This window comes from Agrobacterium pusense, assembly GCF_013285525.1.
Taxonomy (GTDB): Bacteria; Pseudomonadota; Alphaproteobacteria; order Rhizobiales; family Rhizobiaceae; genus Agrobacterium; species Agrobacterium pusense.
This window is the reverse complement of the sequence record NZ_CP053856.1, coordinates 177,124-191,879: the sequence shown is the minus strand read 5'-3', so window position 1 is coordinate 191,879 and position 14,756 is coordinate 177,124. Positions and strand designations below refer to the sequence as shown.

Sequence of the window (14,756 nt, the reverse complement as noted above, 5' to 3'; positions counted from 1 at the left end):
GCCATCCTGTTTTCGGCCCAGCCCTTCCTTTCCGTTCCGGCAGCCCAAGCGGATACGTCCCGCATCAAGGATATCGCATCGCTGCAGGCGGGGCGTGACAACCAGCTCATCGGTTACGGTCTCGTGGTCGGCCTGCAGGGCACGGGCGACAGCCTGCGTTCTTCGCCGTTTACCGAGCAATCCATGCGCGCGATGTTGCAGAATCTCGGCATCACCACGCAGGGCGGCCAGTCGAATGCCAAGAACATCGCCGCCGTGATGGTGACGGCCAATCTGCCGCCCTTCGCGAGCCCCGGCAGCCGCGTCGACGTGACAGTGAGCTCGCTCGGCGATGCCTCTTCGCTGCGCGGCGGCAACCTCATCATGACGTCGCTCTCCGGCGCCGACGGGCAGATTTACGCGGTCGCGCAGGGCGCACTGATCGTCAACGGCTTTTCGGCGCAGGGCGATGCGGCAACGCTGACCCAGGGTGTCACCACCTCGGCGCGCGTGCCAAACGGCGCGATCATCGAACGGGAGCTGCCGTCGAAGTTCAAGGATTCGGTCAATCTGGTCCTTCAGCTGCGCAACCCCGACTTTTCGACGGCCGTGCGCGTCGCAGACGTCGTCAACGCCTTTGCCCGCGCCCGCTATGGCGATCCGATCGCCGAACCGCGCGATTCGCAGGAAATCGCGGTGCAAAAGCCTCGCGTCGCGGATCTCACCCGGCTGATGGCGGAAATCGAAAACCTGACCGTCGAGACGGATACCCCGGCCAAGGTCGTCATCAACGAACGCACCGGCACGATCGTCATCGGTGCCGATGTGCGGATTTCGCGCGTCGCCGTCAGCTACGGCACGCTGACCGTGCAGGTGACCGAATCACCGCAGGTCATTCAGCCGGCACCCTTCTCGCGCGGCCAAACGGCGGTGCAGCCGCAGACGGATATCATGGCCATGCAGGAAGGCAGCAAGGTCGCCATTGTCGAAGGGCCTGACCTTCGCACGCTGGTTGCCGGTCTCAACAGCATCGGGCTCAAGGCGGATGGTATCATCGCCATCCTGCAAGGCATCAAATCCGCCGGCGCCCTTCAGGCGGAGCTTGTGCTGCAATGATGGAACGTCAGACCAAAAATCCGCTTTCGAATGGCCTCGTCCGCTTCGCGGCGGTCGCGTCGCTGCTGTTCCTGCTGCCGGCCGCCGGCGCGGAGAGCCAGCAGAACGTGGTTTCAGAACTCAGCACGCAGGATGAAATCCAGAAATTCTGCACCAACATTGCCGATGCGGCCCGGGATCAGCGTTACCTGATGCAGAAGCAGGAGCTCGAGAAGCTCCAGTCCGACGTGAACGAGCGCATTTCCGTGCTGGAAAACCGCAAGGCTGAATATGAAGACTGGCTGGCGCGCCGCGAACATTTCCTCAACCAGGCCAAAAGCAACCTCGTCGACATCTACAAGACGATGAAGGCGGATGCCGCCGCACCGCAGCTCGAGAAGATGCATGTGGAGATTGCTGCCGCCATCATCATGCAGCTGCCGCCGCGTCAATCCGGCCTCATCCTCAGCGAGATGGACGCGCAGAAAGCTGCCACCGTCGCCGGCATCATGTCGCAGGCAATCGACAAAAACACTTCGAAGGATCCTTCATGAGCACGCGTCGTCTTCCGGCCCTCCTCCTGCCGCTCGCTCTCCTGGCAGGCTGCCAGAACAACCAGACCCTGAAGGAAATCGGTAACGCACCGGCGATGAGCCCGATCGGCAGCGGTCTGCAATTCAGCCAGACACCGCAGATGGGCATGTATCCCAAGCAGCCGAAACACATGGCAAGCGGCTATTCACTGTGGAGCGACAGCCAGGGCGCACTTTTCAAAGACCTGCGCGCGCTGAACATCGGCGACATCCTGACCGTCAACATCCAGATCAACGACAAGGCCGATTTCGACAACGAAACCGAGCGTAACCGCACCAACTCCAGCGGCTTGAACTGGAAGGCCAAAGCCCAGATACTTGGCTGGACACCGGACGCGGATTCCAACATCAAATACGGCTCCGACACCGATACCCAGGCCAAGGGCAAGACCAAGCGGTCTGAAAAGCTGACGCTGCTCGTGGCCGCCGTCGTGACGGGTATTCTCGAAAACGGCAACCTCATCATCAGCGGCTCGCAGGAAGTGCGCGTGAACCATGAAATCCGCATCCTCAACGTTGGCGGCATCGTCCGGCCGCAGGATGTGGATGCTCAGAACATGATCTCCTACGAGCGCATTGCCGAAGCGCGCATCTCCTACGGCGGTCGCGGCCGTCTGACGGAAGTGCAGCAGCCTCCGGTCGGGCAGCAGGTCGTGGACCTGTTCTCGCCGCTCTGACGCCGCACACGGGGAACGGACTGATCCATGGAAAACGAACAGGCAGAGGGCAAGAAGAAATCCTCCCCTCTGATCATGACCATCGCAGGTGTTGTGATCCTCACCTTGCTCGGCGCGGGCGGAGGCTGGCTCGTCGGCGGCATGATCGCACCGAAGATTGCCGCAACGGAGGCCCATGCCACCGCTGCGGCCGGTGGTCATGGCGAGAAGAAGGAAGAGGGTGTCGAGAAAATCGCGGCCGAACCGAACGGCATCGTCCAGCTCGATCCCATCACCACCAATCTCGCCTACCCCTCGACGAACTGGGTGCGGCTGGAGGTGGCGCTGATGTTCAAGGGGCCGGTGGAAGTCGGACTGGCCGAGGATATCCATCAGGATATCATGGCCTATGTCCGCACCGTTTCCCTTCAGCAGCTGGAAGGGCCGCGCGGCTTTCAATATCTTAAGGATGACATTCAGGAACGAGTTGACCTGCGCTCTCAAGGGCGCGTATCCAAGGTCATGTTCCGGACCTTTGTCATCGAATGATTCGATTTCTTGTAACCATCGCCGTCCTCCTCGCTTTGCCGGGCCTTGCCAATGCCCAGCAATTTCCGTCCGATCTGTTCAACACGCAGATAGACGGGTCTGTCGCGGCATGGATCATCCGCACCTTCGGCCTTTTGACGGTTCTTTCCGTCGCGCCCGGCATCCTGATCATGGTCACGAGCTTTCCACGCTTCGTGATCGCTTTCTCTATCCTGCGCTCCGGCATGGGGCTCGCTTCCACGCCGTCGAACATGATCCTTCTGTCGATGGCGATGTTCATGACCTTCTACGTCATGTCGCCCACCTTCGACAAAGCCTGGACCGATGGCGTGCAACCGCTGTTGCAGAACCAGATCAACGAGCAGCAGGCCGTGCAGCGCATCGCCGAGCCCTTTCGCACCTTCATGAACGCCAATACGCGTGACAAGGATCTGAAGCTGTTCGTGGATATTGCCCGCGAACGCGGCCAGGAAGTGATGACCGACAACGTCGTCGATTATCGAGTTCTGGTTCCGGCCTTCATGCTGTCGGAAATCCGGCGCGGTTTCGAGATCGGTTTCCTTATCATCCTGCCGTTCCTGGTCATTGATCTGATCGTCGCCACCATCACCATGGCCATGGGCATGATGATGCTGCCGCCGACTTCCATCTCCCTGCCCTTCAAGATCCTGTTTTTCGTGCTGATCGACGGCTGGAACCTGCTTGTCGGCAGCCTCGTCAGATCGTTCAACTGACGGGCATTCGTGCCGAACTGACACCCATTAACCCTGTTTCTTAACCCCGCGTGCCCAAGGCCGCGGGGTTTTGGCGTTTTAAGACTTTGGTTACCAGCTTCGCTAGCGGATGAATAACTATAATTTTAAATTAAAAACTTACCTTTCGTAGAAACAAACCAGTAACCATATGTATTTTCTAATATTTCTTCATTCGTAAATTAATAATTATGCAAGTTTTGACTGCGAAATTCGCCTCACACACAGCGGGTTTGGTTTCCAGAAGCAAGTAATTCTGAACCGAGTGGCATGAAGCCGAAACGTTGTGACCGGTAATACACAGTCCGGAATGTCCCCAACTCCAGTATCTCGTAAACACAAGGGACAAATACTATGGCAAGCATTCTCACCAACGCCTCCTCTATGGCTGCACTCCAGACCCTGCGCTCTATCGGCCAGAACATGGAAACGACGCAGGGCCGCATCTCGACCGGCCAGAAGGTAAGCTCCGCCGCCGACAACGCTGCTTACTGGTCCATCGCAACGACCATGCGTTCGGACAATTCCGCCCTTTCCACCGTTTCCGACGCTCTCGGCATTGGCGCCGCCAAGGTCGACACTGCCTATGCGGGCATGGAAGCCACCATCAAGGTCGTTCAGGAAATCAAGGACAAGCTCATCCTTGCCCAGGACCCGACCGCCGACAAGAAAAAGATCCAGAAGGAAATCGGCCAGCTCCAGAAGCAGCTGACCTCCATCGCCGACTCCGCAACCTTCAACGGCGAAAACTGGCTGAAGACCAAGGCGTCCAACGATGGCGTAGCGTTCGCTGCCGGCACCGACGACGCGGCTATCGCAAACCTGAAGAAGCAGGTTGTCGCATCCTTCACCCGTGACTCCGCTGGCGCCGTTAAGGTTCAGCGCGTTGACGTGCAGCTCAGCGGCTCGAACGTTCTTTTCGACACCGGCGCTGTAACGGACGGCAAGGGCACGGGCATCCTCGACAAGGCTGCAGTCGCAGACGGTGTAAAGCAGTCCATTTCGAACCTCGATATTTCGGACCTGTCGATCTACAAGGGCGCTGGCGCCACGATGCTCGGCACCGCCGCTGCCACGGACAACGACATCCTCGACAAGCTCATCAGCCACGTCGACAAGCAGCTTGAAACCCTCAACAGCGCCGCTGCTGATCTGGGTGCAGTCTCCAACCGCATCTCCATGCAGGAAGACTTCGTTACCAAGCTGTCCGACACGATGGAAAAGGGTATCGGCCGCCTGGTCGACGCCGACATGAACGAAGAGTCCACCCGCCTCAAGGCTCTGCAGACACAGCAGCAGCTGGCAATCCAGGCTCTCTCGATCGCCAACAGCGACTCGCAGAACATCCTGTCGCTCTTCCGTTAATCGGATCGTAAATGACGAAATGCAAGCCGCGCCCGAAAGGGCGCGGTTTTGTTTGTTGCATACTGCCAAATCCCCGGCAGAATTTGTTTACCATCCTTATTTTCGAAGGATTTACCACGATCCCAGCAAGGGCTTTGGTACTCGTCTAAATTAGTGATTTGGAAAGCACCGGCTGTCAGATTTTACCCATGGACAGCGGATAGCCGCGACCAGAATGACATGAATGACGCGATTGCAAGCGGGGGCTGACCGTCTCGCGATCGCGTGAATGGGGCGAGTGCAAGGGAGGCTGACCCGAGCACATCACCTGTCGACAAAGCCGCATCCGGCAACGGGTGCGGCTTCATTTTTTTTTAAACATTTCAGAATACGCGCGCGCACGCGTAAGGGTTGCAAAACAAATCTTCGGAATGCATTTTTTAGAAAATCCTTAGGTGTTCATTAACTATATAAAGGTTAGCTAAAGCCATCGAAACGGTGAGCTAACCTTTAAAAATCAGCCGGTTAGCAGGCATGATGCTGTGCGCCGTTCCCGGTGAGTCCGGAATGTCCCTTTTCTAATCAGCCATTCAAGGGGCAAATCTACCATGACGAGCATTCTTACTAACGTCGCAGCTATGTCTGCACTCCAGACCCTGCGTTCTATCGGCCAGAACATGGAAACGACGCAGGACCGCGTTTCCTCCGGCCAGCGCGTCGGCGAAGCTTCCGATAACGCTGCTTACTGGTCGATCGCGACCACGATGCGTTCCGACAACGGCGCCCTTTCTGCCGTGCAGGATGCCCTCGGCCTCGGCGCTGCCAAGGTTGATACCGCCTATTCCGGTATGGAATCGTCCATTGACGTCGTTAAGGAAATCAAGAACAAGCTGGTCGCTGCTCGCGAACCCGGCGTAGACAAGTCGAAGATCCAGGAAGAAATCTCGCAGCTTCAGGATCAGCTGAAGTCGATCTCCAGCTCCTCTTCCTTCTCCGGTGAAAACTGGTTGCAGGCAACCATCAGCGACGGTGCCGGCGAACTGAAGAACGTCACCAAGCAGATCGTTGGTTCCTTCATTCGCGATGCCGCCGGTAACGTCTCCGTAAAGACCGTTAACGTTGACCTGAGCCGCAACACGGTACTGTTCGACACGTCTTCGGGCGCTGCAAAAGACAAGCAGGGCGTTCTCGACTCCTATGCCTACTTTTCTTCCACCGGCAGCTACAAGCTGTTCGAAATCACCAATGACTCGGACGGCGCAGGCGCCGCACAGCCGGTAACCAAGGTTGCCGCAGCCAAGGTTTACACCGAAGCTCAGCTGAAGGGCCTGAAGGAAGCAACTGCCGGTACCGCCGTCACCTTCACCACCGCCGCCGCAACGGGTATCGTCACGATCGCTAACGCCGACACGACAGTCCCCAACGTCAACGGCACCTACTTCAATCTTGGCAACGACCAGTACGTGAAAATCAACACGACTGCGCCGACAGCTCCGGCAACCAAGACCAGCATTGCCGTGGGCCTCGACGGCACCACCAAGATCTACCTGGAAGAAGGCGCTGACGCCCAGCTCGCAACGCAGCTCACCTACTCGCTGACGTCGCTGGACATCACCAAGGACCTGACCGGCACGTTCAAGAACAGTGACGGCTCGGCAGTCTCGGAAAACCAGTATCTCGACGCGATGGTTTCCTTCGTCGACAAGCAGCTCCAGAGCATGACATCCGCCGCCGCCGACCTCGGCTCGGTCAAGATGCGCATTGAACTGCAGGAAAACTTCGTCAATAAGCTGACCGACTCGCTCGACAAGGGCGTTGGCCGTCTGGTGGACGCGGAAATGAACGAAGAATCGACTCGCCTCAAGGCTCTTCAGACCCAGCAGCAGCTCGCTGTTCAGGCCCTGTCGATCGCCAACAACGACTCGCAGAGCATTCTCTCGCTCTTCCGTTAATTCCGACACTCAATCGCCAAATGCGAACCGCGCCCGAAAGGGCGCGGTTTTTTTCGTTTTATCGCCCGCGTTTCAAAGCGATGATCGTGAAGACCGTTCAAGGCAGCCCGTCCGACGCGGATGGCAAATATTACGTTTCAGTTTTTTAGATGGTATGCACGTATAAAGTTTATCGCGATATTTTTACTACTTTAAGTATTTGTTAACCATAAGGCAGTTAGCTAGAGCCATCGAAGCGGTGAGCTAACCTTTTAAAATCAGCCAGTTAGCAGGCATGATGCTGTGCGCCGCTCCCGGTGAGCCGGAATGTCCCTTTTCTAATCAGCCATTCAAGGGGCAATTTATTATGACGAGTATTTTGACAAACGTCGCAGCCATGTCTGCACTCCAGACCCTGCGCTCCATCGGCCAAAGCATGGAAGCCACGCAGGACCGCGTATCCTCCGGCCAGCGCGTCCGGGAAGCTTCCAACAATGCCGCTTACTGGTCCATCGCGACCACGATGCGTTCGGATAATGGCGCCCTTTCCGCCGTTCAGGACGCCCTCGGCCTCGGCGCTGCCAAGGTCGACACCGCCTATGCCGGCATGGAATCCTCGATCGAGGTCGTCAAGCAGATCAAGAACAAGCTGGTGGCCGCCCGCGAAGCAGGCGTCGACCGGACCAAGATCCAGGAAGAAATCTCCCAGCTGCAGGACCAGCTGAAGTCCATCTCCAGCTCCTCCTCCTTCTCCGGTGAGAACTGGCTGCAGGCCAAGATCAGCGATGGCACGGGCAACCTCTCCGACATCACCAAGGCGGTCGTCGGCTCCTTCATCCGCGATAACAGCGGCAACGTTTCCGTCAAGACCATCAATGTCGCATTGAGCAACGAGACGGTTCTGTTCGACACCTCGTCCGGCGCGGCAAAAGACAAGCAGGGTATTCTCGATGCCTACGCCGTCTATTCCTCGACGGGTTCATACAAGAACTTCGAAATCACGACAGGCGTCGGCGCCGCAAAGGCCACCACGGTTAAGGCAGCGGTGGTCTTCACCGAAGCACAACTTAAGGGCCTGACCCCTGCCGCGGCTGCAACCCCGGTCACTGCGATTGCGGATGCGACTACCGGCTTGGTCGTTGTCGCCAACGCTTCGGCCGCAGAGAACGGCGCATACCTGAAAATCGGTGACGATCAGTATGTCAAGGTCATGGGCGACGGCACCGCAGCGACTGCCTCGACAGGCACCGGCGCCATCGACACAGCTCAGAAAGCGCTCGGCACCTCCGCAATCGGCACCACGAAAGATGGCCAAAACGTCTACCTTCAAACCGGCGCCAACAATCAGCTCGCAAAGTCACTGTCCTACTCCCTGACCTCGCTGGACATCACCGAGGATCTCGTCGGCCCCGCCACCGTGACCCTGACGCCCGAGCAGGCGCTCGACGCCATGGTTTCCTTCGTCGACAAGCAGCTCCAGAGCATGACATCCGCCGCCGCCGACCTTGGCTCGGTCAAGATGCGCATCGAACTGCAGGAAAACTTCGTCAACAAGCTGACCGACTCGCTCGACAAGGGCATCGGCCGCCTCGTCGACGCGGAAATGAACGAAGAATCCACCAAGCTGAAGGCCCTTCAGACCCAGCAGCAGCTCGCTGTTCAGGCCCTGTCGATCGCCAACAACGACTCCCAGAGCATTCTCTCGCTCTTCCGTTAATTCCGACACTCGATCGTCAAATGCAAACCGCGCCCGAAAGGGCGCGGTTTTTCGTTATCGTTAATAGAAATTATTATTTCCTAATTTTATTAATACAGGTTTAGGCTTTGTTAACCATTCGCGCCCTAAAAACTGGTCATCGAAACGATTGGTTAACCAAGACGAAAAAGAGGTTAACAGGCATCAAGCCGCTCGATCGTTCCCGGCGGCAATCCGGAATGTCCCTTTTCATTTCAGCCAATCAAGGGGCAAATCATTATGACCAGCATTTTGACCAACGTTGCGGCCATGGCCGCCCTCCAGACTCTTCGCGCCATCGGCAGCAACATGGAAGAAACCCAGTCGCGCGTTTCCTCCGGCATGCGCGTCAAGACCGCATCCGACAATGCCGCCTACTGGTCGATCGCGACCACCATGCGTTCTGATAATGGCGCCCTCTCCGCCGTACAGGACGCTCTCGGCCTCGGCGCCGCAAAGGTTGATACCGCCTATTCCGCCATGGAAACCACCGTCGATGTCGTCAAGGAAATCAGCAAGAAGCTGGTTGCCGCCCGCGAAGCAGGCGTTGACAAGGCCAAGATCCAGGAAGAAATCCGCCAGCTTCAGGACCAGTTGAAGAGCATTGGCGAATCCGCCTCCTTCTCCGGTGAAAACTGGCTGAAGGGCAAGATCAGCGACGCGTCCGGCAATCTGACGCCCATCACCAAGCAGGTCGTCGGCTCCTTCATCCGTGACGGTGCAGGTAATGTCGCCGTCAAGACCATCAACATCCAGGTCGACAACAAGACCGCGCTTTTCGATACGACCACCGGCGCGACGAAAAACGGCATTCTCGACAGCGCCGCCTATTACTCCGATACCGGCGCTCTTCGCGATTTCGAGATCACGACAACGACGCCCGCAGGTGTCCCCACAACAACACCCTATACCGCAAAGGTGTTTACCGAAGCGCAGCTTCTCGGTTTCCCCTCGGGCACGACAACCACGGTTTCCGCCGCAGACCCGGTAACCGGCCTCGTTACAGTCGCTGCCGCCACCACTGCACGAAACAACGGCACCTACTTCAAGATCGGTGAAAACGCCGCCGGCGAAGCGCTTTACGTGAAGGCCAACAACACGGCGCCGACACCTGCCGGCACCACGGTAACCGCGATCGGCACCGGCGGAACGTCCGGCAACAATATCTATCTGGAAACCGCCGCAGCGGATTCGCAGATGGCGCAGAAGCTCGACTACTCGCTGATCGACCTCGACATCACGAAGGACCTGGCCGGCCTGACCAATTCAAAGGGACAGCCGCTGACCGAAAACGAAGGTCTCGATAACATGATCCAGTTCGTCAACACCCAGCTGGAATCGCTCATCAGCGCAAGCGCCGATCTCGGCTCGATCAAGATGCGCCTCGATCTGCAGGAAGACTTCGTCTCCAAGCTGACAGACTCCATCGACAAGGGCATCGGCCGCCTCGTCGATGCGGACATGAACGAGGAATCCACCAAGCTCAAGGCTCTCCAGACGCAGCAGCAGCTGGCGATCCAGTCGCTCTCCATCGCCAATACCAGTTCCGAAAATATCCTGTCGCTATTCCGTCAGTAAGCGGCGCCCGTTGGCTACGGGCGGTTTCGTCCCGCTCTGGCAGCAACAGAATATTCGGATGTGGAAACCGCGCTTCGCAAGGGGCGCGGTTTTCCCGTTTGCGAAGCTTTCACGACGCGGCAACACTCCGGAATGCGGTGAGCAACATGCAGGGTGCAGGGCTTGAGTAAGCGGGTAACTTCTTGAATTGTCGAGGTAAAATGGTGCTGCTAGAGAGATTTGAACTCTCGGCCTCTCCCTTACCAAGGGAGTGCTCTACCCCTGAGCTATAGCAGCATCCGGTGCCGAAGCGATCGCTTCAGCATCAAGCGTGGCGGCCTATTGCCACAGGTTTTTGACGAGCGCAAGTCGCAAAACGATATTCTTCATCAAGCGGCGCAAAAAAGCGTCCCCCCTGTTGAAAACAGCATTTTTCAGATATTGCTGAATCTATGACAGAACATCACGACAAACAGGTGAAGACAGCGTTCTGCGGGGACTTTTCCGCGGGCGCATCCGACACGGCGGCCAGCGGCAAGCCGCAGGCGGGGCCCGGCGAAAAGGCGCGCCAGCGCGAAGCGGAACGGAAGGCGCGTGCCGCGAAGAAACTTCGCGAAAATCTTTTGAAGCGCAAACAACAGGTTCGCGCGCGCCGTGCCGGCGACGCAGACGACACCATTGGCCTGCCTGCCGCAAAAACGGACGAATCATTCTCATAGAGAATTCACAGCATAAAATTGAAACGCCGCGGAAATTCGTCTAAGGACGCGCCTTTCCGCAAGGCACGATAAAGAAAGGCGGGCACAGGCCCGTAGGGACGCATGGATCGCATCAGAATTACGGGTGGCAACAAGCTCAACGGCATCATCCCCATCTCCGGCGCTAAAAACGCCGCCTTGCCGCTGATGATCGCATCGCTGCTGACCAGCGATACGCTGACGCTCGAAAACGTTCCGCATCTGGCTGACGTGGAGCAGCTGATCCGTATCCTCGGCAATCACGGCGTGGATATTTCCGTGAATGGCCGCCGCGAAAGTCAGGGCGAAGCTTATTCCCGTACCGTGCATTTCACCTGCCGCACCATTGTCGATACCACCGCTCCGTACGAGCTGGTCTCCAAGATGCGTGCAAGCTTCTGGGTCATCGGCCCGCTTCTGGCACGTGAGGGCCGTGCCCGCGTCTCCCTGCCTGGCGGCTGCGCCATCGGCACGCGTCCCGTTGACCTGTTCATCGAGGGCCTGCAGGCGCTCGGCGCGACGATGGAGATCGATGGCGGCTACATCAATGCCTCGGCCCCCAAGGGCGGCCTCATCGGCGCGGTCTATACCTTCCCCAAAGTTTCGGTTGGCGCGACGCATGTGATGCTGATGGCTGCAAGCCTTGCCCGTGGCACAACCGTCATCCACAACGCCGCCCGCGAGCCCGAGGTTGTCGATCTGGCGCACTGCCTGATCGCAATGGGCGCGAAGATCGAAGGCGCCGGCACCTCCACCATCACCATCGAAGGCGTCACCTCGCTTTCCGGCGCGCGCCACCGGGTTTTGCCCGATCGTATTGAAACCGGCACCTATGCCATGGCAGTGGCCATGACCGGCGGTGATGTGGTGCTGGAAGGCACGCGCGCATCGCTGCTCGACAATGCACTTGATACGCTCAGGCTCGCGGGCGCCACGATCAGCGAGACGGAAACCGGCCTGCGCGTGGTGCGCAACGGCAATGGCATTGAGCCGGTCGATGTCGTCACTGAACCGTTCCCCGGCTTCCCGACAGATCTGCAGGCGCAGTTCATGGCGCTGATGACCCGTTCCCAGGGCGTTTCCCACATTACCGAAACGATCTTCGAAAACCGCTTCATGCATGTGCAGGAGCTTGCCCGGCTCGGTGCGAAGATTTCGCTTTCCGGTCAGATGGCTCGCATCGAAGGCGTTTGCCGCCTCAAGGGTGCGCCTGTGATGGCGACCGATCTGCGCGCTTCCGTGTCGCTGGTCATTGCCGGCCTCGTGGCCGAGGGCGAGACCATGGTGTCGCGCGTCTATCATCTAGACCGCGGCTTCGAACGCCTCGAGGAAAAGCTCACCCGCTGCGGCGCGTTGGTCGAGCGCGTCAGCGATTGATCCATTCATCGCCGCTCATCCGTTTTCTACCCGTTGCACAGCGGGCCGGGACTGCCTATTTCCATTGTAAGTCATGGAAATAGCGGTCCGCACCGCACAAGAAGGAAGAAAAAGATGAGCGGCCTGAAATTGCTCGCGCTGGATACTGAAGATCTCTCCGTCATCTCGACCCATATGCAGGACAGTGTCTTCAAGCTGAAGGATGTTGCCTTCGAGCCGAAACACGGCCAGTTCACCTTTTCCGCCAACCGTTTCGTCTGGGAAAGCGCCGATAAAAAGCACCTGCCACCGGAACGCTGCCGCACAGTTGTTTTCCTGAAGCGTGTCTCCGCCGTTCGTTCGCAGTCCATCAACCTGGCCGACAGGGAGCAGGTTCTTTCGCTTCTGGCGATACGTTTCACACCGAATGGCGAAGGCCCGGATGGCCTTGTGGAACTGGCCCTTTCCGGCGGCGGTACCATCGCGCTTGATGTCGAATGCATCGAGGCGCAGTTGACTGATGTGAGCGGTGCGTGGGAAACCGCCACCAAACCGCATCATCCCGACAGCGAATAAGCTTTCCGGACTGTCGGGACGGTTGCCTTTCCGTCCCGTTTCGATTTATGCCACATACCAGAGCCGCAATCGTTCTGCGGTAAGTCGTGCACCCCGCGGGGACAATGAAAGGGTAATGGCGTGGCAATCTGGCTGGAGCAGGCATCGGCTGATTTCGAACAGAAATTCGCTGCCTTCCTGACAACCAAGAGAGAAGTTTCCGAAGACGTCAATGCGACCGTTCGCGACATCATCAATGATGTCCGACATCGCGGCGATGCGGCCCTAGCCCATTACTCCCGGAAATTCGACGGCATCGATTTTGCCGCGGTGCCGATGCGGGTAACGACTGATGAAATCGATGCGGCGATTGCCGCCGTCGACACGAGCGTGATCGAAGCGCTTGAACTCGCAGCCCGGCGTATCGAAAAACACCATGCGCGACAGATGCCGAAGGACGATATTTACGAAGACGATATCGGCGTCGGCCTCGGCTCGCGCTGGACCGCAATCGAGGCCGTGGGCCTTTATGTGCCAGGCGGCACGGCCAGCTATCCAAGCTCAGTGCTGATGAATGCCGTGCCCGCCAAGGTTGCCGGTGTGGAGCGCATCGTCATGGTCGTGCCCGCGAATGGCGGCGCGGTCAATCCGGCCGTTCTGGCTGCCGCGCGTATTGCGGGCGTCGAGGAAATCTATCGCATCGGTGGCGCGCAGGCCGTGGCGGCACTGGCTTATGGCACTGAAACCATCGCGCCGGTCGCCAAGATCGTCGGCCCGGGCAATGCTTATGTGGCGGCTGCCAAGCGTCAGGTCTTCGGCACTGTCGGCATCGACATGATCGCCGGCCCTTCCGAAGTGCTTGTCATCGCCGACAGGGATAACGACCCCGACTGGCTTGCTGCCGATCTTCTGGCGCAGGCGGAGCATGATCGTGGTGCGCAATCCATCCTGATCACCGATGATGCCGAGCTCGGCAAGGCGGTGGGAGCAGCCGTCGAGCGGCAGCTGAAGCGTCTCTCGCGTTCCGAAACAGCAGCGGCGAGCTGGGCGGATTTCGGCGCGATCATTCTGGTCGAAAAGCTCACCGATGCCATTCCGTTGGCCAATCGGATCGCCGCCGAACACCTGGAACTTGCCATCGATGACCCGGATGCGCTAATGGCCCACATCCGCAATGCCGGGGCGATTTTTGTCGGGCGCCATACCCCCGAAGTGATCGGCGATTATGTGGGCGGTTCCAACCATGTTCTGCCGACAGCGCGCTCGGCGCGTTTTTCCTCAGGCCTTTCGGTGCTGGATTTCGTCAAGCGCACGTCCATCCTGCGCCTTGGTCCGGAGCAGCTGCGCCAGCTTGCGCGGGCAGCCATCACCCTTGCCCGTTCCGAGGGGCTGGACGCGCATGCGCGCTCCGTCTCCATCCGCCTCAACCCGGAAAGTTAAACGATGGCGTCAGGCGACTTCCGGCTCTGCGACGTGGTACTGGACGACAGCATCGGCCGGTCCACGCCCGACGTGGAGCATGAACGCGCCGTCGCCATTTTCGACCTGATCGAAGAAAATACCTTTGAGCCTGCCGGACATGACGGCGGGCCGTACCGGCTTTATATATCGCTCGTCGATTCCAAACTGGTTTTCTCCATCAAGACCGAGGACGACAGGGATGTGTCCACCCATATCCTGTCGCTGACGCCGTTCCGTCGCATCATCAAGGATTATTTCCTGATCTGCGAAAGCTATTACGAGGCGATCCGCTCTTCCACGCCGAGCCAGATCGAGGCGATCGACATGGGCCGGCGCGGCATCCACAATGACGGGTCGCAGACGCTGATGGACCGGCTGTCCGGCAAGATAAAGGTGGATTTCGACACGGCGCGCCGGCTCTTCACCCTTGTCTGTGTGCTTTATTGGCGGGGTTAG

The 14,756-nt window shown here is 58.5% G+C and carries 13 protein-coding genes, 1 tRNA gene and 1 pseudogene; 14 read left to right on the top strand and 1 reads right to left on the bottom strand.

What is annotated here, in order from left to right; translation table 11 throughout:
• Positions 1-39: 39 nt before the first annotated feature.
• The 9 genes and pseudogenes from HQN82_RS00915 to HQN82_RS00875 form a co-directional block, all read left to right on the top strand.
• A pseudogene (locus HQN82_RS00915) lies at positions 40-1,095 on the top strand (flagellar basal body P-ring protein FlgI); the annotation flags it as partial.
• Positions 1,092-1,628, top strand: coding sequence for a MotE family protein (locus HQN82_RS00910; protein WP_004439951.1), 537 nt, complete (start codon positions 1,092-1,094; stop codon positions 1,626-1,628). The pseudogene HQN82_RS00915 and the gene HQN82_RS00910, both read left to right, overlap by 4 nt.
• Complete coding sequence (gene flgH / locus HQN82_RS00905) at positions 1,625-2,344, top strand: flagellar basal body L-ring protein FlgH (RefSeq protein WP_004439948.1); 720 nt, start codon at positions 1,625-1,627, stop codon at positions 2,342-2,344. Before HQN82_RS00910 ends, flgH begins: the two co-directional genes overlap by 4 nt.
• A gap of 27 nt (positions 2,345-2,371) precedes the next feature.
• A complete protein-coding gene (locus HQN82_RS00900) occupies positions 2,372-2,872 on the top strand; it encodes a flagellar basal body-associated FliL family protein (protein ID WP_004439944.1) in 501 nt (166 codons plus the stop codon).
• Positions 2,869-3,606 (top strand): flagellar type III secretion system pore protein FliP, encoded by a 738-nt coding sequence (fliP, locus tag HQN82_RS00895; RefSeq protein WP_004439940.1) that lies wholly within the window; start codon positions 2,869-2,871, stop codon positions 3,604-3,606. Before HQN82_RS00900 ends, fliP begins: the two co-directional genes overlap by 4 nt.
• Before the next feature lie 372 nt (positions 3,607-3,978).
• On the top strand, positions 3,979-4,989 hold the full coding sequence (locus HQN82_RS00890; RefSeq protein ID WP_006698203.1) for a flagellin N-terminal helical domain-containing protein: 1,011 nt from the start codon (positions 3,979-3,981) through the stop codon (positions 4,987-4,989).
• A 587-nt stretch (positions 4,990-5,576) separates the two neighbouring features.
• Complete coding sequence (locus HQN82_RS00885; RefSeq protein WP_044459707.1) at positions 5,577-6,920, top strand: flagellin N-terminal helical domain-containing protein; 1,344 nt, start codon at positions 5,577-5,579, stop codon at positions 6,918-6,920.
• 346 nt (positions 6,921-7,266) lie between these two features.
• Positions 7,267-8,616, top strand: coding sequence for a flagellin N-terminal helical domain-containing protein (locus tag HQN82_RS00880; protein ID WP_173614447.1), 1,350 nt, complete (start codon positions 7,267-7,269; stop codon positions 8,614-8,616).
• A gap of 258 nt (positions 8,617-8,874) precedes the next feature.
• Positions 8,875-10,212 carry a flagellin N-terminal helical domain-containing protein gene (locus HQN82_RS00875; protein ID WP_004439930.1) on the top strand — a complete coding sequence of 446 codons (1,338 nt, stop codon included), beginning with the start codon at positions 8,875-8,877 and terminating at the stop codon, positions 10,210-10,212.
• A 201-nt stretch (positions 10,213-10,413) separates the two neighbouring features.
• On the opposite strand, the gene HQN82_RS00870 is transcribed toward HQN82_RS00875, so the two are convergent.
• Positions 10,414-10,488 (bottom strand) — tRNA-Thr (locus tag HQN82_RS00870).
• Between the two features lie 179 nt (positions 10,489-10,667).
• Here HQN82_RS00870 and HQN82_RS00865 point away from each other — a divergent pair.
• The 5 genes from HQN82_RS00865 to HQN82_RS00845 all read left to right on the top strand — a co-directional run bounded on the left by HQN82_RS00865 (position 10,668) and on the right by HQN82_RS00845 (position 14,756).
• Positions 10,668-10,910, top strand: a complete 243-nt coding sequence (locus HQN82_RS00865) for a hypothetical protein (RefSeq protein WP_345791257.1) — start codon at positions 10,668-10,670, stop codon at positions 10,908-10,910.
• 102 nt (positions 10,911-11,012) lie between these two features.
• Positions 11,013-12,305 (top strand): UDP-N-acetylglucosamine 1-carboxyvinyltransferase, encoded by a 1,293-nt coding sequence (gene murA / locus HQN82_RS00860; RefSeq protein WP_173614445.1) that lies wholly within the window; start codon positions 11,013-11,015, stop codon positions 12,303-12,305.
• A gap of 114 nt (positions 12,306-12,419) precedes the next feature.
• Entirely contained in the window at positions 12,420-12,860 is a 441-nt protein-coding gene (locus tag HQN82_RS00855; protein ID WP_004439923.1) for a DUF2948 family protein, read from the top strand.
• A gap of 120 nt (positions 12,861-12,980) precedes the next feature.
• A complete protein-coding gene (hisD, locus tag HQN82_RS00850) occupies positions 12,981-14,279 on the top strand; it encodes a histidinol dehydrogenase (RefSeq protein ID WP_173614444.1) in 1,299 nt (432 codons plus the stop codon).
• 3 nt (positions 14,280-14,282) lie between these two features.
• The gene (locus HQN82_RS00845; RefSeq protein WP_004439916.1) at positions 14,283-14,756 is read left to right on the top strand and encodes a UPF0262 family protein; all 474 of its coding nucleotides are present in this window, start codon (positions 14,283-14,285) and stop codon (positions 14,754-14,756) included.